This window comes from Streptomyces sp. NPDC029014, from assembly GCF_055564695.1.
Genome location: NZ_JBVHVT010000079.1, coordinates 26846 through 42677, shown reverse-complemented (window position 1 = coordinate 42677; position 15832 = coordinate 26846). Strand labels below are relative to the sequence as shown.

Below are 15832 nucleotides of genomic sequence, written 5' to 3'. Positions count from 1 at the left end.
CCCGCCGACGGCACCGGCTCGCACCGCCTCGCCCTCGGCAGCACCACCGACACCTTCACCGACCCGGACGGATTCGTCTGGGAGGCCGCCGCGTAGCTCGCGCCCACGCCGCGCCGACCACCCGCCTCGCCTCACCGACCCGTCCTGTCACGCCTTGTATGAGAGGAAGACCGCCATGCCGTCCATGAAGTCGCCCACCGAGGAGTACAGCGGATTCACCGCCGAGGAGCGGGCCGCGATGAAGGAGCACGCACAGGAGCAGAAGAAGACGGCGGCGCGGCGCGGTGCGTCGAAGGCGGAGAAGGAGGCGGCAGCGGAACAGGACGTCCTCGTGAAGATCGCCGAGATGCCGGAAGCGGACCGGGTGCTCGCCGAGCGGATCCACGAGATCATCAAGGCTGCCGCTCCCGATCTCGCGCCCAGGCTCTGGTACGGGATGCCCGCGTACGCCAGGGACGGCAAGGTCGTCTGTCACTTCCAGAGCGCGGAGAAGTTCAAGTCGCGGTACGCGATGCTCGGGTTCAGCGACCAGGCGGCACTCGACGACGGTGCGATGTGGCCGACCGCCTTCGCCCTGAAGGAGCTGACCGCGGCCGACGAACAGCTCGTCAGCGCACTCGTGAAGAAGGCGTGCGCCTAGCCCGAGAGCGGCCGACGGTTCACTCTCCGGCGGTTCCGAGGGTCTCGGCGGCCGTCGCGAAGCGGTGCGGCGATGGCTTCGGCTCCAGCACGTCGCGCAGGTAGCCGAAGTACTCCGTTTCCGCCGTTCCTGTGAGTACCGCCAGCAGGAAGGCGACGCACCCCATGTCGTGGTGCTCCCATAGCGGGCCGCGCCCCTCGTTGTAGAGCACGGTCCACTCGTCGGGGTGCTGACCGGGCCGCGCCAGCCAGTACAGGAAGGCCCCCGTGCCCTCCTCGAAGGCCCAGGGCACAACCCTCGCTCCCGCCTCCTGCAGGGCGGCGGGCTTGTCCTCGAACTCCCACAGGTCCGCCAGGATCTCCTCCCGTTCCGCCGTCTGTGCGTACAGGTCGCAGTCGTCGTAGGCGGAGTCGGGGACGAGCAGCCAGATCGTCTCGTCGAAGATGCCGTCGCCGTATTTTTCGACGAGCTGCTCGTAGTCGGCGGGCAGACCCGCACCCAGGATGCGTTCGGCTTGCGCCCAGTCCACCGCGGGGGGCGGATCGGTGGGCGGCGGGCACAGGCGGACGAGTGCATCGAGGGGCATCACGGGAGGGACGCTACAGGCCGAGCGGGCCGATGGCGGCCTTGTCCACTCCGGACCGGCTCCGCCGCTGGGGGAAGCGGCTGGGCGGTTCCTCCACCATCCGGTCCTGCTCGCGCCGGCGCCGGGCGGGCAGCGGGCGGTGCCGCGGTTCCTCGCGGACCTCGGCGAGGGCGTGCCGCAGCCCGGAGGCGGTGGCGAACGGATCACCCGGAACACCGTCTCCTTCGGGAACGGGCGGCCGGCCTTCTTCGCCCGGAGCACGTTCTGCTTCCTCAGCCGGATCTCGCCGGATCTCGGAGATGAACGTCCCGTCCGGCAGGTCGTGCTGCTTGCGGCCGAGCTTGTCGGACGGCAACCGGGCCAGCAGATGGGCGCCCTGGACCGCGCGGAAGTCGCGGTAGAACGCCGAGCTCCAGAAGCCGCGGGCGGCGATGACCAAGTCGTCCGGCCCGACGACCGAGCGGGCGAGGGGCTCAGCGACGAGACGCCGCCGCTCGCCCCGGCCGTACTCGGCTATCACCGCGTCCACCAGCTGCGGCGTGAACACCTCGGTCAGCGCGCCGAGCCCCAGCCAGCGGACCGGCCCCCTCGAAGGTCCACGCCGGGGCAACGGGTTCGGCGGGCCGGAGGCAACGGCACCGCTCGTTGCCCGACCGCCTCGGACGGCGGGACGCTGGTGGCGCGACCCGACGGATTCGGCGCTGCCCGTGGTGCCGGACGGCGCTGCCGAAGGACGCGCCCGCCCGGCAGACGTTCTGCGGGCCGGTCTGCCGCAAGCGGGCCCGGCGCCGCCGCCAGGGCCGGGACCTGCTGACCAGCAGGGGCACCGCGGTCATCTTCAGCGACAACGTGTTCGTCCCCGAGGCCGCCTCGCTGGTTTGAGCCCGGTGCCGCGACTGACGAACCTGGCGGAGAGTCGTTTCCTACCGGCTCGGGGCGCGGCCAACCGCTCCCGCTACGTCCTAGTGCTCCGGCTCCCAGGCGCGGAGCAGGTCGAGCAGCCCTGCATCTCCGTCGACGTGCAAGGACTGGGCCGGGATACGGTCGTACAAGTAGATGATCAACTCACTGGCCGTGCCATGGATGGAGACGCCGGCTGCGTCCGAGTCCTCGCCGGTCGCGGCAGTGGGCGCGGGGATGCGGGTGGAGCGTGCGCCGTCGCCGTCGACCGTGAGGCGCCAGGAGCGGCCCTCGGCGGTGTGGAAGTCGAAGGTGGCGGGCTCGTGCGGCCAGGCGCTGGGCGTCGCGACGCAGGTGAACAGGAACTCCTCCACACCGTCGAGTGCCACCTCGCCCGGCAGCGGCTGCGGGGCGCCCCCGGTGAGCTGGGCGTCGTACGTGTGGACCGCGGTCTCCTGGGCCCGGTGCCGGGCGACTCCGCCGGAGGTCCGCGGCGTCTGCAGGGCACTCCACCACGCCCAGCAGCCGGCGTCCGGGCCCGCCTCGCGCAGGGCGCTCAGCAGGAGCTGCGTCGACGCGGCCAGCCAGGCCAGCAGGGCCTCACGCTCCCGAGGCACTTCCAGAGCAGCGCGCGCAGCGGTGGCCTCGGCCGGGGGAGCGTCGGCAGGCCCCGCGCTGACTATGGCGGCCCAGAAACGGTCTCCCCCGCCCAGGTGCTTCACCAGGTCGAACAGCGTCCACTCGGGGCAGGTCGGCACCTGTGCGTCGAGACTGGGCGCGGCGGCGACTGCGGCGCGGAAGGCGGTCGACCGTTCGTCGATCAGTCGCAGCAGGTCAGGGAACTCAAGATTCTTTTCCACGCCGGATGTCTATCACTGTGCTCCGGTGATCGGACAGCCATTTTCACGGTCGCTGCCGGTTGGCCATTGCGGACGTCGTCGTCGCCTCCCACCGCTCGGGTGACAAGCTGCGCACTGCTGCGAGGACCCCGTCCTCGGCCGCGGCAACAAGTGCGCGGTCGCCACCCTGGTGGCCCGCCACCACGAACCGGCACCCCTGGTCCGCGACGGCGTGTTCTTCGCCTGTCCCGCCAGCCCCTGCTCGTCGACCGGGGCACGTTCGTCGTCAACGTGCTCGGCGCCCACCACGGCGCTTCGCTGCTCCGGGTGCGGACCGGTTCGCCGGCGGCGGGTTCGACACCTGGTCCGGCAGCGGTCTGCCCTGTCTGCCGGACGCTTCGGTGCTCCTGTGGTGACCTGCTGCTGAGCGGTCCGCTCGAGGTGGGCACGAACGGCTCGAGCGGGGCTCTTGTCCGGTACCAGCGAAGCTGCCGCGTTCCCGTGCAGACTCCCCCGCAGCGGACGGTGGCCGTCCGGGTGGCCTGACGACATGGGGGGCTCCGGTGGAACTGGCGTGGCGGGGCGGGGAACTCGGCCTGCTGGACGAGCTCTTCACGGCTGCCCGGCAAGGCGGGGGCCGCGCGGCACTCGTCACGGGCAGCCCCGGCACCGGCAAGAGCGCCCTGCTGCGCGGAACTGCCGAACGGGCCGGCCGCGCGGGCGCGCTGGTGCTGAGCGCGACCGCCACCCCGGCCGAGACCGATCTGCCGCTCGGCGTCGTGGGGCAGCTGCTCAGCGGCGTGGGCCCCGACGCCCTACCGCCCGCCTCCGCACCGCCCCACGTCCTCCACGCGGCGCTACGCGACCATGCGGGGCACGCGCCCGTCGTGGCCCTCGTCGACGACGCCCACCATATGGACGAGGCATCCGCGCGGTGCCTGCTGTACGTGTGCGGACGGCTCGCCGGCACCAGGATGCTGCTGGTACTGAGCGGCCGGCCGGCGTCCCCTTCCCCGGGGGGCCCGCTGCCGCTGCCGCTGGCCGAACTGCTGAGACACCCCCGCTGCATGCCCGTACCGCTCACCGTCCACGACGAGGACGCGGTGGCCGGCTTCCTGGCCGCGCCCGAGGGCGGCGCGATGGACGAGGCGACGGCACGGCGGCTCGCCTCCGACTGGCACCGGTTCACCGGTGGGAACCCACGACTGCTGCACGGACTGCTCGACGACCACCGGGCCTGCGAACCGGTGCGGCCCTCCCGCCCGGTGGCGGGCACGGCGTTCCGGCGGGCCGTCACCGGTTGCCTGCACGGCGCCGGAGCGCCGGTGGGGTCCGTCGCGCGCGCCTTGGCCGTACTCGCCGACACGGCAACGCTCACCCTGCTGGCCCGGCTGCTGGAACTGCCCGAACGGGCCGTCGCGGCCTGCCTCGACGAGCTGGACGCGGCCGGGCTGCTGGAGGACGGGCGGCTGCGCCACGAGGGCGTGCGGGCAGCGGTGCTGGAGGAGTTGTCCGCCGAGGAGTCGACGCGGCTGCACAGCGCGGCGGCCCGCATGCTCTACGAGAACGGCGCCGAACCCGCGCCGGTCGCCCGCCACCTGGTGGCCGCGGACGCCTCGGGCCGCCGGCCGCCCGGCCCGGCGTGGGCCGTTCCGCTGCTCGCCGAGGCGGCCCGGCAGGCGCTGGGCTCCGGCGAGGCCCGTCAGGCCGCCGAGTTCCTGCGCACCGCCCACCGGTCGGGTTCGGGTGCCGAGGAGGACGGCGGGCTGCTCACGGCACTGGCCCACGCCGAGTGGGAGGCCGACCCCGCCGCCGTCATCCGCCACCTGCCGGCCCTCGAACGGGACCTGGCCGCCGGGCGGCCGGACGCCGAGGACGCGGCGGGCGCCGTGGGACTGCTGCTGTGGCACGGGCGTCCGGCCGGGGCCACACAGGCCGCCGCGCACCTCGGGGATGCGGGCGGTGCGGGCCCGTTGGCGGCGGCCGCGTACGTCTATCCGTACCTGCGCCCCGGGGACGCTCCGGAGGGGCGCCCGCACGAGGACATGGACGAGCACACCGAGCGGGTGCTGGAGTCGGTCGTCTACGACCACGCCCCGCAGGGGTCCGTCGCCGACGTGCTGTGCGCCCTGCTGCACGCGGGGGAGACCGGGCGGGCGGACCGCTGGTGCGCGCTGACGGCCGGCGCGGAGCGGGCCGAGGCGGCGACCCCGGCGCGGCGGGCGGGGGCGCTCGCGGCGGCCGCCGTGGTGCACTCCCGCACCGGGGCCCACGACGCCGCCGCCCGGTACGCGCAGAGGGCGCTGTCGCTGCTGTCGCCGGGCGCCTGGGGCGTGGCCATCGGCATGCCGCTGTCGGCCGCCGTGCTGGCGGCGACCCGCCGGGGCGCCCACGAGGAGGCGGCCGCGTGGCTGCGCGTACCGGTGCCCGCCGCGATGTTCCGCACCCGGGCCGGGCTCCACTACCTGCTGGCCAGGGGCCGCTACCACCAGGCCGTCGACCGGCCCCGGGCCGCCCTCGGCGACTTCCACGCCTGCCGGGACCTGCTGGAGCGGTGGCGGCTGGAGCCGCGCGGCGCCCTGGACTGGCGTACACCCGCCGACGGTGCGCTGCGGGCACTGCGCGGCGGGCAGGAGGCGGGCGCGGACCCGATCGCCGAACTGACCAGGGCCGAGCGGCGGGTCGCGGTGCTGGCCGCCGACGGGTGCACCAACGGGGCCATCGCGGCCCGGCTGTACGTCACCACCAGCACGGTGGAACAGCACCTGACGCGGATCTACCGCAAGCTGCAGGTCACGTCCCGTACGGACCTGGCCGCCCTGGCGGCGGCGCACCCGCGCTGACGGCCGGTCGGAGTCGGGCGTCCGCAGTCAGCGCCGGGCATCCGCCGTACGCAGCCCGCGCCCGTTCTTGCGGCCCAGCAGCCCGGCGGCCACCAGCTCCTCCAGTGCCGGCGCCGGTACGTACTCGGGGGTGCCGAAGCGTTCGTACAGCCGGTGCTGGATGGCGAGCGAGACGTCGAGACCGATGGTGTCCAGCAGGGCGAACGGCCCCATGGGGAAGCCGAATCCGTGCCGGATCGCGTCGTCGGTCTTCTCGATGTCCACGTCGTGCCGTTCCAGCAGGGCGAGGGCCGCCCCCAGGTAGGGGAAGAGCAGGCTGTTGACGATGAAGCCGGTGCGGTCCGGGCACTCCACCGCCGTCTTGCGCAGCGTGTGGCAGAAGGCCCGCGCCGTGGCGAGGACGCCCGGGTCCACCGTGCCGGTGTGCACCAGCTCGATCAGCTTCATCACCGGTGCCGGGTTGAAGAAGTGGATGCCCACGACGTCGGCCGGTCGGCCGGACGCCTCGGCGCACGCGGCGACGGAGAGACTGGAGGTGGTGGTGGCCAGCACCGTGCCGGGGGCGCACACCTCGCCCAGCGCCTCGAACCGCTCGCGCTTGACGTCCGGGTCCTCGGCGACCGCCTCGATCACCAGGTCGCAGTCGGTGAGCGCGGCCATGCCGTCGGCCCCGGTGAGCAGCTCGAGGGCGGCCGCCTTGGCCTGGGCGCTGACCTTGCCCCGGCGCACCCCGCGGGTGAGCGAGTCGGCGATGGACTCCAGCGCCTGGTCCGCCTTGGCGGCGCTGCGGGCGACCAGGACCGTGGGATATCCGGCCGTGGCGGTGACCTCGGCGATGCCGCGCGCCATGGCGCCGGAACCGAGCACGCCGACGCGGCGCACGGCACGGCCCGCCGGCTCCCCACCGCCGTACGCCGGGCCGTCGGAGAGGACGGCTCCCGTCTCGTCGTACGCGTAGAACCCGTCGCCGGTCTTGCGGCCGAGGCGCCCGGTGGCGACCATCCGGGTCAAGCGCGGAGCGGGTTCGAAGGCGGTGTCACCAGTGCGCCGCCACCGGTCGGTCAGCTGGGCGTGGACCGTGTCGAGGCCCATGCGGTCGAGCGTCTCGAGAGGGCCGGCCGGCAGTCCGCAGCCGAGCCGCATGGCGGTGTCGATGGCGCGCTGGGTGGCGTAGCCCTCGTCGAGGAGCGCGACGGCGCGGTTGAGGAAGGCGAGGACCAGGTCGGTCGCGTCGGCGGCCGGGCGGGCGCCGATCGTCACCGGGGTGAGCCCGGCCGCCGTCATCAGCCGGTCCAGCGCGTCGGCCGCTTCCGGGGAGGTCAGGGCGGTACGCACCGGCTCGGCGGGGGCGCCGGGGGCGGGCGGGGTGAACAGGCGCAGCCCCGCGACGTCCGCCGGGCGGCCGGTGGCGATGGCCAGGCGGGCGACGGACAGCGTGGCCGTGGTGATCACGACGGGGGTGCCGGGCGGGCAGACGGAGGTGATCGTGGCGAGGACCGCCGCCTTGACGGCCGGGTCGTCGGGAACGGCCTCGACGACCAGGCCGGCCATGCGCAGCGCCGTGTGGTCGGCGGTGAAGGTGACGTCGGGCCGGTCGCCGGCTTCGGCGCCCGCCGTCTCCGCCGCGGCGGTGACGGCCTTGAGCCGCCCGGCCACCCGGGCGAGGACGTCCAGGTCGGTGTCGACGGCGACGACGGTGTGGCCCGCCTGGTACAGCAGGTGCAGCAGGGCCTCGCCGATCGAGCCGAGGCCGACGACGGCCGTCACCGGTGCGGTGTTCTGTCGCTCCGTCATGAGGTCTGTGCCGTCCTTTCACGGAAGCGGTTGATGGCGTGGACGTGCCGGTCGCGCATCTCCTCGTCCCGGACGCCCAGCCCCTCGTGGGGGGCGAGGGCGAGGACCCCGACCTTGCCCTGGTGGAGGTTGCGGTGGACGTCGTACGCGGCCTGGCCGGTCTCCTCCAGGGAGTAGACCTTCGACAGGGTGGGGTGGATCTTGCCCTTGGCGATGAGCCGGTTGGCCTCCCAGGCCTCGCGGTAGTTGGCGAAGTGGGAGCCGACGATGCGCTTGAGGGACATCCACAGGTAGCGGTTGTCGTACTCGTGCATGTAGCCCGAGGTGGAGGCGCAGGTGGTGATGGTGCCGCCCTTGCGGGTGACGTAGACGGAAGCGCCGAAGGTCTCGCGGCCCGGGTGCTCGAAGACGATGTCCACGTCCTCGCCGCCCGTCAGCTCGCGGATGCGCTTGCCGAAGCGCTTCCACTCCCGCGGGTCCTGGGTGCGCTCGTCCTTCCAGAACCGATAGCCCTCGGCGTTGCGGTCGATGACCGCCTCTGCGCCCATCGAGCGGCAGATCTCCGCCTTCCCGGGGGAGGAGACGACACAGATCGGCGTGGCCCCGCCGGCCAGCGCCAGCTGGGTGGCGTACGAGCCGAGGCCGCCGCTCGCGCCCCAGATGAGCACGTTGTCGCCCTGCTTCATCCCGGCGCCGTTGCGCGAGACGAGCTGGCGGTACGCGGTGGAGTTCACCAGGCCCGGCGCCGCCGCCTCCTCCCAGCTGAGGTGCTCCGGCTTGGGCATGAGCTGGTTGGACTTGACCAGGGCCAGCTGCGCCAGGCCGCCGAAGTTCGTCTCGAAGCCCCAGATCCGCTGCTCCGGGTCGAGCATCGTGTCGTCGTGGCCGTCCGCCGACTCCAGCTCCACCGACAGACAGTGCGCGACGACCCGGTCGCCGGGCTTCCAGCGGTTGACGCCCGGGCCGGTGCGCAGCACGACGCCGGCCAGGTCGGAGCCGAGGACGTGGTACGGCTGGTCGTGGCGCTCGGCGGCGGGGGAGAGCTTCGCGTACCGCTCCAGGAAGCCGAAGGTCGGCAGCGGCTCGAAGATCGAGCTCCACACGGTGTTGTAGTTGACCGAGCTGGCCATCACCGCGACCAGAGCCTCCCCGGCCGACGGCAGCGGCACCGGCACGTCCTGGAGGTGCAGGGACTTGCGGGGGTCTTTGTCCGCGGAGTCCATGCCGTCGAACATGCCGGTGTCCTCCTTGCGGACGACGGCACCGCGGTAGCTCTCCGGGAGGCGTACGGCCGCGAAGTCCTGCGGTGTCGCGTCCTCGGAGAGAAGGGCACTGATGATCTCGTCCACGTGAATTCCCTGTTTCTCTTGAGAGCCGAGGAGGGCGGGCCACTGCGTACCAGCGTCGGACGGCACGCGGCGGCGCGGCACCCCTGTCCGCCCCCTCAACGGGCACGCCCCTCACAGGGGCCCTCTGAGGGGTGGGTGAGGGGGGTCGGTTAGGGGGGCCGGAGGGGCCGCCCGCACGCATCCTGGGCCGAGGCTCCACTCCCCTCGGCTAGGAGAACTCATGACGGGAATCCCCGGCGACAGCCCCTGGTTCAGGAACTACCGTCCCGCTCCCGACGCGCCCGTGCGCCTGGTGTGCCTGCCGCATGCCGGTGGCTCGGCCAGCTTCTACTTCCCCGTCGCGCGGGAACTGTCGCCACGCGTCGAGGTGCTGGCCGTCCAGTATCCGGGCCGCCAGGACCGGCGCGCGGAGCCGGCCGTCACGGACCTTCAGGCGCTGGCCGACCGGATCGCCGGGGCGCTCGGCCCGTGGACGGACCGGCCGTACGCCCTGTTCGGGCACAGCATGGGCGCCGTCCTCGGCTTCGAGGTGGCCCGGCGCATGGAGGCCGCTGGCAGCGGCCCCACCGCACTGTTCGTCTCGGGCCGCGGCGCGCCCTCCGTGGACCGCGCGGACGAGTGGCACCCGGAGACCGACGAGGAGGTCGTCGCCGAGATCCGCAAGCTCGACGGGACCGGGGACGCGCTCCTCGACGACGAGGAGACGCTGCGCATGATCCTTCCGGCGTTGCGTGCCGACTACCGGGCGGTGCGCGGCTACCGCTACCGGCCCGGACCCGCCCTGGACTGCCCCGTCACCGCGTTCACCGGCGACCGCGATCCCCATGCCCTCGTCGAGGAGGTACGGGCCTGGGAGAACCACACCCGGTCCGGTTTCGGCCTGCGGGTCCTGCCCGGCGGCCACTTCTTCCTGGTCGACCAGCAGGCGGAGGTGCTCCGTACGGTCGAGGACCGGCTGGCCAGGACACCCGTGGCGGCCTCGCTCTGACCCCGCCCATTCGGGCACGGCTGGTAGAGGCTTTGGGCGGGGAGCCCTCGCCGCGGCTCCAGCGGCTGCACCGGTCGCCGACTTCCGCCCACGGTCCGGAAGGCCGTGGGCCGGCCTACGTCCTGCAGGCCGAGGCCGAGATGACCGCTTGTGGCGGGGAAGCGGTGCCGCATCGGCCCGCCTGCGCAGGGCTCGGCCCCACCCGGTGCCGCGGCACCGCAACCGGCCGCTCTCCTCACGCGAGCACGTGCTGGCCACGGAACGCTACGGGGGCCGGGCCGTGACCTGGCGCAAGGGCTCCAAAGCCGCGATGAGCGCTCGTCCGGCTGATCGCGCAGTGGCCCGAAGGCGAGGCGGAACTGGGCCTGGACCACTTCGAAGGGCGCTCGTTCACCGGCTGGCACCGCCACGCCACCCTCGTCACCGCCGCACACCTGTTCGCCCTGCACGAGACGGGGCTGCCCGGGCCGGCGCTGCTCGCCGTCGGTGCCTGCCCGACGCCGGGAGCGACCCGTCGGACGCCTTGGGGCGCCTCCGACGAGCGGTTGCCCGGGCTGCTCGACGGGGTCGGCGCCGTCCCGGAGGGGGCGGCGCCCCCGAGGGTTCTGGGATCGGGCCGTGACGCCAGTGCTCTGCGACGACCTGGCCCTCGCCCACGACCTGCGCGTCGCCGCCCGCCGGCCGGCCGTGGCCGGGCCGCGTCGTTCGGCGCACCGCGCCGGGCCGCGTCGTTCGGCGCACCGCGCCGGGCCGCGTCGTTCGGCGCACCGCGCCGGCCCTCATGCGGGCCGGCGCCCCATGAGCGGCGGCGGCACGGCTCCGACGGGCTGACCCGCGCCCCGATCAGAACGACACGTGGTCGTGCGTGATCCGGCGCTCCCGGGTGCGCAGCTCGCCCTCCTCGTACACCAGAACGTCGTCCACCACGCTGCTCAGCGCGACGGCCGGAGCCGGGTCCCAGGGGCGGCTGGTCATCGTCAGCATGTAGAAGCTCGTGAGCAGGGTGCCCTCCGGACCCGGCTCCACGTGCAGCATGTTGAACCAGTGGCGGCAGCGCACCGGCTCCGTGCCGAAGCGGCGGGTGTGGGCCTCGCGCAGCGCCGCCGCGATGCCGTCGCGGCCGAGCACCGCGGGGACGTCGGGCGGCGCCGCGAACACCCCGTCTGCGGTGAACGTCGACGCGAACTCATCCAGCCGCAGCGCGTCGAGCAGCCGAACCTGCCGGGCGTAGTACCGCTGAGCCTCCACGTACAGGGTGGTCAGGCTGGTGCCGGGCCGGGGCTCGGTCGCGTACGTCGTCATGGCGTTCTCCTTCGGTTCGTCAGGTGAGGTCGTCGCGGGTCACGACGCCATGGCGGGTGCGCCACTCGCCGCGCGAGCGGACCGAGGTCCTCCATGACACAGGTACGGTGCAGCCTCGGCTCGCCTCCGGGCGACGTCGCGCGTGCACCAGCGCGTAGGCGCGTGTGCGCAGGGTCCCGTCCGGGTCCGGCGTGACGCCGAGCATCCCGATCCAGTGCCGCAGCCGCTCGCCGTCGCGCCCCCGCTGGGCCCTGTTGCAGTGGACGCTTCGCGGCCGGTCCGGCACGTCGAAGGACGGCGTCCTCGGTGAACGTCCCGGCCCGGCGTGCGGCCTCGTGCGCGTCGAAGAGCTGCATCCGGTGCGCTCAGGGCTGCTGGACCCGTGCGTGCAGGCCGCCGAAGTCCGGTACCTCGGCGGGTGCCCGCCCGGGTGCTCGCGGGGTGGCCCTCGCGCGGCCGGGCAACATGGTGGTCATGGGACCGGCCCTCCGTTCCATCGGGTACGGACAGCCTCCGCGGAGCAGATCGAGCGCTCGTCGAAGATCCCTCAAGCGGCCCGGCCGAACGTGTTCCCGTACCGGGCCGGCGGCTGGCCCGAACTGCTTCCGCACGTCTCCCGCCCGGTCCTGACCGAAGACGCCCCGGCCTCCAGGCCATGGCCGTGGACACCACCACCGCCGACGGCCGCACCCACACCACCGAGTCCCTCCGCCTCTGTTTCCCCCACGCCGGCCGCCTCGACTACGAACAGACCGCCACCCCCGCCCTGGTGCCCGCGCACACCGGCGAATGGACCGTCACCCCCGACACACGCCCGGCACGGTGGAGCGTCCACCGCTGCTCCGGTCCCGCTCGAGCCACCGCCGTGAGAGTCGGCTGAGACGGACTTCCTCGGAGGGGGAACGGGGCAGCAGTGGGCACTCGACTCTTCCCGGCCAGCCGTACACCTCAAGGAGAGGCATGAGCCCCAACATCATCACCGCCGAGAAAACCCGCGACCGGACGGCGCTGTCGCCCCACGGGCCGATCCCGTGGCACCTCGCCCTGGTCAGCGGGGCCAACGGCACGTCGCTCGACGCCGGACTGGCCGGGCTGAAGGCCCGGTTCACCGGGTCGCCGGCACTGGAGGACGTTCCGGTGCGGATACGCACCGTCGGCGCCGCCGACGGCGGCCACCGCGGTGCCGTGCTGGCCGGCGAGGGCGGTGCGACGGAGCTGGGCACCAAGGAGCCCGTGCAGGCCGCCGCGCCCGTCGCGTTCATGTTCCCCGGCCTCGGCGACCACTACGTGGACATGGGCCGCGAGCTGTACCGCGACTTCCCCGTCTTCCGGGACGCCGTCGACACCTGCGCCGACGCCCTCGTCCCCGAGCTGGGCCTGGACATCCGCGAGGTCGTCTTCCCCGACCCCACGCCCTCGGAGCGCACCGCCGAGGCCCCGGCCGTGGACCTGCGGCGCATGCTCGGCCGCGACACCGGCCCGCAGAGCGAGAGCGAGCGCAGGCTCAACGCCACCCGCTTCGCCCAGCCGGCGCTGTTCGTCGTCGAGTACGCCCTGGCCAGGCTCTGGGAGTCGTGGGGCGCCCGGCCCCGCATCATGATCGGATACAGCCTGGGCGAGTACGTCGCGGCCACCCTGGCCGGAGTGCTGTCCCTCGAGGGCGCGCTGACGCTGGTCGCCCGCCGCGCCGCGCTCATCGACGCGCTGCCGCACGGCGCCATGCTCGCCGTGATGCTCCCCGAGGAGCAGGTCCGCCCGCTGCTCGGCGACGGTGTCTCGCTCTCCGCCGTCAACGGCCCCGAGTTCTGCGTGGCGGCCGGACCGGTCGCCGCCGTCGAGGCGCTGGAGCGCGACCTCACGGAGCGGGGCGTCGTCCACCGCCGCGTCCAGTCCACGCACGCCTTCCACTCGTCGATGATGGAGCCCATCGCCGACCAGGTGACCGAGCTGGCGCGCGGCCTCGCGCTGAACCCGCCGAGCATCCCGTACATCTCCAACGTCACCGGCCGTCCCATCACCGACGAGGAGGCCACGGACCCGGCGTACTGGGCGCGCCACCTGGTCAGCCCGGTCCGCTTCGCCGACGGCCTCGCCGCGCTCGGCACCGGCGACCTGCTGCTGGAGAACGGCCCCGGCCAGACCCTGAGCAGCATGGCCGCCATGGTCCGCGGCAGCGACGCGGGCACCGTCGTCGCCTCCATGCGCCACCCGCTGGAGCGCCAGAGCGACTCGGCTGTCGCCCTCAAGGCGCTGGGCAGGCTGTGGCTCGCGGGCGCCGACATCGACTGGGCCGGCTTCCCCGCCTCCGAGCTGGACGTCGTGGCCGACGGCGCCCCCGCCGCCGCCCGGGACACCGACGAGGCCGCCGCCCCCACCCCCACCGAGCTCGAGCTGCACGCCCTGTGGGCCAAGCTCCTGAAGACCGAGCGGCTGCCCCGTGACGTCAGCTTCTTCGAGGTCGGCGGCAACTCGCTGATCGCCGCCCGGCTGATCCTGCGCATCAAGCGGACCTTCGGCACCGAGCTCACGCTGCGCCAGGTCTACGAGTGGGCCACCCTCACGAGGATGGCCGCCGCGATCGACGTCCTGCGGGCCGGCGACGAGCTGCCCCGCGCGCACGAGGGCTCCTCGCACACGGGCAACTCGCTGGCCCGTTTCACGCTGCCCAACGGCCTGACGGTGTCCCACCAGAACGAGGCGGAGACCCTCCACTTCTACGAGGACATCTTCGACCACCGTACGTACGCCAAGAACGGCATCTCGATCCCGGACGGCGCGACGGTCGTCGACGTCGGCGGCAACATCGGCCTGTTCACGCTCTTCGCGCACTACGAGGCCAAGGACGTACGCGTCTTCACCTTCGAGCCGGCGCCCCCGATGTTCGAACTGCTGAGCCGGAACGTCGCCGAGCACGGCGTCAACGCCAAGGTCTTCCGTCTCGGCGTCTCCGACGTCGAGGCCGAGGCGAACTTCACCTTCTACCCGCGCAGCTCGGGCATGTCCTCGTTCCACCCGGACGAGGACGAGGAGAAGCACAACCTCCGCACCATCATCGCCAACCAGCAGAAGGCCGGGGAGGCCGATGCGGAGGTCGCCGAGCTGGTCTCCTCCGACGAGCTGCTCGACGTCCGGTTCGAGGCCATCGAGTTCACCGCCACGCTCCGCCCGCTCAGCGCGGTCATCCGCGAGGAGGGCATCGAGCGCATCGACCTGATCAAGATCGACGTGCAGAAGAGCGAGCGCCAGGTCATCGACGGCATCGCCGACGAGGACTGGCCGAAGATCCAGCAGATGGTGCTGGAGGCGCACGACGCCGACGGCGAGGTCGCCCGGCTCGTCGCTCTCCTGGAGAGCCGCGGCTTCACGGTCAGGGCCGAACAGGACGAGCTGTACGTCGGCACGGACATCCACAACATCTACGCCGTACGCGGCGCACGCTAACGGAGTCGGACGAGAAATGGAATTCACGACGGTAGGGGTGGTCGGCGCCGGTGTCATGGGCGTCGGTGTCGCACAGAACCTCGCGCAGACCGGGCACCGGGTGGTGCTCGTCGACGTCTCCGACGAGGTCCTCGACAACGCGCGCCGCGAGCTGCGCACCAGCCTGCGCGCCTACGCCCTGTTCAACAAGGGCTCCCGCGTCGACGTGGCCGAGGTCTTCGAGAAGATCGAGTTCACCACCGACTACGAGCTGCTGGCCAAGGCCGACTTCGTCGTCGAGAACGTCACCGAGGACTGGGGCGTCAAGCAGCAGGTGTACGAGCGGATCGACCGCATCGTGCGCCCGGAGGTGGTCTTCGCCGTCAACACCTCGGCGATCTCCATCACGCGCGTCGGCTCGGTGACCTCGCGGCCCGAGCGGGTCGTCGGCATGCACTTCATGAACCCCGTGCCGATGAAGCCGATGGTCGAGGTGATCCGCGGCCACCACACCACGCCCGAGACCCTCGACACCGCGCGCCGCTTCCTCGCAGGGATGGGCAAGGACTGCATCGTGGTCGAGGACGTCCCCGGCTTCGTGTCGAACCGCGTCCTGATGCTCACCATCAACGAGGCCGCCTTCCTCGTCCAGGACGGGGTGGCTCCCGCGGCCGACGTCGACCGGATCTTCAAGACCTGTTTCGACCACAAGATGGGCCCGCTGGAGACCGCCGACCTGATCGGCCTCGACACCATCCTCAAGTCCGTCGAGGTGCTCTACGAGAGCTTCAACGACAGCAAGTACCGGCCTGCTCCCCTGCTCAAGAAGATGGTCGCCGCCGGCCTCCTCGGCAGGAAGAGCGGCGAGGGCTTCCACAAGTACCACTGACCTCGAAGACGACAGGACGGAACAAAGATGAGCACGGACAACAGGACCAGGATCGCCGAGTACCTGTCCCGCTTCTTCCCGGTGCACGGCCTCAAGGACGACGACGACATCTTCGAGCTCGGCTTCGTCAGCTCGATGTTCGCGATGCAGCTCGTCTCGTTCATCGAGCACGACTTCGGCATCACGATCGAGAACGAGGACCTGGAGCTGGAGTACTTCCGCTCCATCGACGCCCTCGACGCCTTCGTGACCCGCAAGCTGTCCGCCCCGGTCGCCCGGTAG

Annotated in this window: 15 protein-coding genes and 1 pseudogene; 10 read left to right on the top strand and 6 right to left on the bottom strand. The window is 72.9% G+C overall.

All coding sequences use genetic code 11. From position 1 onward, the window contains the following. Together ACZ4VL_RS32235 and ACZ4VL_RS32230 are read left to right on the top strand one after the other, a co-directional pair. Window positions 1–96 (top strand): annotated as a pseudogene (locus ACZ4VL_RS32235) (glyoxalase); the annotation flags it as partial. Between the two features lie 79 nt (window positions 97–175). After that, on the top strand, window positions 176–640 hold the full coding sequence (locus tag ACZ4VL_RS32230) for an iron chaperone (RefSeq protein ID WP_468207091.1): 465 nt from the start codon (window positions 176–178) through the stop codon (window positions 638–640). Window positions 641–659: 19 nt separating this feature from the next. Here ACZ4VL_RS32230 and ACZ4VL_RS32225 read toward each other — a convergent pair whose 3' ends face one another. Together ACZ4VL_RS32225 and ACZ4VL_RS32220 are read right to left on the bottom strand one after the other, a co-directional pair. Beyond that, complete coding sequence (locus ACZ4VL_RS32225) at window positions 660–1226, bottom strand: SMI1/KNR4 family protein (RefSeq protein WP_468207089.1); 567 nt, start codon at window positions 1224–1226, stop codon at window positions 660–662. 13 nt (window positions 1227–1239) lie between these two features. After that, a complete protein-coding gene (locus ACZ4VL_RS32220; protein WP_468207086.1) occupies window positions 1240–1773 on the bottom strand; it encodes a hypothetical protein in 534 nt (177 codons plus the stop codon). Window positions 1774–1871: 98 nt separating this feature from the next. Here ACZ4VL_RS32220 and ACZ4VL_RS32215 point away from each other — a divergent pair, with 98 nt between their 5' ends. Further along, window positions 1872–2108 carry a hypothetical protein gene (locus ACZ4VL_RS32215; protein WP_468207083.1) on the top strand — a complete coding sequence of 79 codons (237 nt, stop codon included), beginning with the start codon at window positions 1872–1874 and terminating at the stop codon, window positions 2106–2108. Window positions 2109–2188: 80 nt separating this feature from the next. Here ACZ4VL_RS32215 and ACZ4VL_RS32210 read toward each other — a convergent pair whose 3' ends face one another. Next, window positions 2189–2986: a maleylpyruvate isomerase family mycothiol-dependent enzyme gene (locus ACZ4VL_RS32210; RefSeq protein ID WP_468207080.1), complete on the bottom strand. Its 798-nt coding sequence runs from the start codon at window positions 2984–2986 to the stop codon at window positions 2189–2191. A 542-nt stretch (window positions 2987–3528) separates the two neighbouring features. Here ACZ4VL_RS32210 and ACZ4VL_RS32205 point away from each other — a divergent pair. Next, window positions 3529–5808: an AAA family ATPase gene (locus ACZ4VL_RS32205; RefSeq protein ID WP_468207077.1), complete on the top strand. Its 2280-nt coding sequence runs from the start codon at window positions 3529–3531 to the stop codon at window positions 5806–5808. A gap of 27 nt (window positions 5809–5835) precedes the next feature. On the opposite strand, the gene ACZ4VL_RS32200 is transcribed toward ACZ4VL_RS32205, so the two are convergent. After that, complete coding sequence (locus ACZ4VL_RS32200; RefSeq protein ID WP_468207074.1) at window positions 5836–7602, bottom strand: 3-hydroxyacyl-CoA dehydrogenase family protein; 1767 nt, start codon at window positions 7600–7602, stop codon at window positions 5836–5838. Continuing rightward, window positions 7599–8951, bottom strand: coding sequence for a crotonyl-CoA carboxylase/reductase (gene ccrA, locus ACZ4VL_RS32195; protein ID WP_468207071.1), 1353 nt, complete (start codon window positions 8949–8951; stop codon window positions 7599–7601). The genes ACZ4VL_RS32200 and ccrA overlap by 4 nt, the downstream gene beginning before the upstream one ends. A 220-nt stretch (window positions 8952–9171) precedes the next feature. On the opposite strand from ccrA, the gene ACZ4VL_RS32190 reads away from it, so the two are divergent. Both ACZ4VL_RS32190 and ACZ4VL_RS32185 read left to right on the top strand, forming a co-directional pair. Beyond that, a complete protein-coding gene (locus ACZ4VL_RS32190) occupies window positions 9172–9939 on the top strand; it encodes a thioesterase II family protein (RefSeq protein WP_468207069.1) in 768 nt (255 codons plus the stop codon). 618 nt (window positions 9940–10557) lie between these two features. Then, window positions 10558–10770 carry a hypothetical protein gene (locus ACZ4VL_RS32185; RefSeq protein ID WP_468207066.1) on the top strand — a complete coding sequence of 71 codons (213 nt, stop codon included), beginning with the start codon at window positions 10558–10560 and terminating at the stop codon, window positions 10768–10770. Window positions 10771–10782: 12 nt separating this feature from the next. Here ACZ4VL_RS32185 and ACZ4VL_RS32180 read toward each other — a convergent pair whose 3' ends face one another. Further along, window positions 10783–11241 (bottom strand): nuclear transport factor 2 family protein, encoded by a 459-nt coding sequence (locus tag ACZ4VL_RS32180; RefSeq protein WP_468207063.1) that lies wholly within the window; start codon window positions 11239–11241, stop codon window positions 10783–10785. Between the two features lie 655 nt (window positions 11242–11896). On the opposite strand from ACZ4VL_RS32180, the gene ACZ4VL_RS32175 reads away from it, so the two are divergent. The 4 genes from ACZ4VL_RS32175 (at window position 11897) to ACZ4VL_RS32160 (ending at window position 15832) form a co-directional block, all read left to right on the top strand. Further along, window positions 11897–12121 carry a hypothetical protein gene (locus ACZ4VL_RS32175; RefSeq protein ID WP_468207060.1) on the top strand — a complete coding sequence of 75 codons (225 nt, stop codon included), beginning with the start codon at window positions 11897–11899 and terminating at the stop codon, window positions 12119–12121. 80 nt (window positions 12122–12201) lie between these two features. Next, entirely contained in the window at window positions 12202–14682 is a 2481-nt protein-coding gene (locus tag ACZ4VL_RS32170; protein WP_468207057.1) for an FkbM family methyltransferase, read from the top strand. Window positions 14683–14698: 16 nt separating this feature from the next. Beyond that, complete coding sequence (locus tag ACZ4VL_RS32165) at window positions 14699–15550, top strand: 3-hydroxyacyl-CoA dehydrogenase family protein (protein WP_468207055.1); 852 nt, start codon at window positions 14699–14701, stop codon at window positions 15548–15550. Between the two features lie 27 nt (window positions 15551–15577). Further along, the gene (locus tag ACZ4VL_RS32160) at window positions 15578–15832 is read left to right on the top strand and encodes a phosphopantetheine-binding protein (protein ID WP_468207052.1); all 255 of its coding nucleotides are present in this window, start codon (window positions 15578–15580) and stop codon (window positions 15830–15832) included.

Coding starts and splice junctions, on each gene's coding strand:
- ACZ4VL_RS32230 (WP_468207091.1), top strand. CDS start 176: ATGCCGTCCATGAAGTCGCCCACCGAGGAGTACAGCGGATTCACCGCC.
- ACZ4VL_RS32170 (WP_468207057.1), top strand. CDS start 12,202: ATGAGCCCCAACATCATCACCGCCGAGAAAACCCGCGACCGGACGGCG.
- ACZ4VL_RS32225 (WP_468207089.1), bottom strand. CDS start 1,226: ATGCCCCTCGATGCACTCGTCCGCCTGTGCCCGCCGCCCACCGATCCG.
- ACZ4VL_RS32180 (WP_468207063.1), bottom strand. CDS start 11,241: ATGACGACGTACGCGACCGAGCCCCGGCCCGGCACCAGCCTGACCACC.
- ACZ4VL_RS32165 (WP_468207055.1), top strand. CDS start 14,699: ATGGAATTCACGACGGTAGGGGTGGTCGGCGCCGGTGTCATGGGCGTC.
- ACZ4VL_RS32175 (WP_468207060.1), top strand. CDS start 11,897: ATGGCCGTGGACACCACCACCGCCGACGGCCGCACCCACACCACCGAG.
- ACZ4VL_RS32160 (WP_468207052.1), top strand. CDS start 15,578: ATGAGCACGGACAACAGGACCAGGATCGCCGAGTACCTGTCCCGCTTC.
- ACZ4VL_RS32200 (WP_468207074.1), bottom strand. CDS start 7,602: ATGACGGAGCGACAGAACACCGCACCGGTGACGGCCGTCGTCGGCCTC.
- ACZ4VL_RS32190 (WP_468207069.1), top strand. CDS start 9,172: ATGACGGGAATCCCCGGCGACAGCCCCTGGTTCAGGAACTACCGTCCC.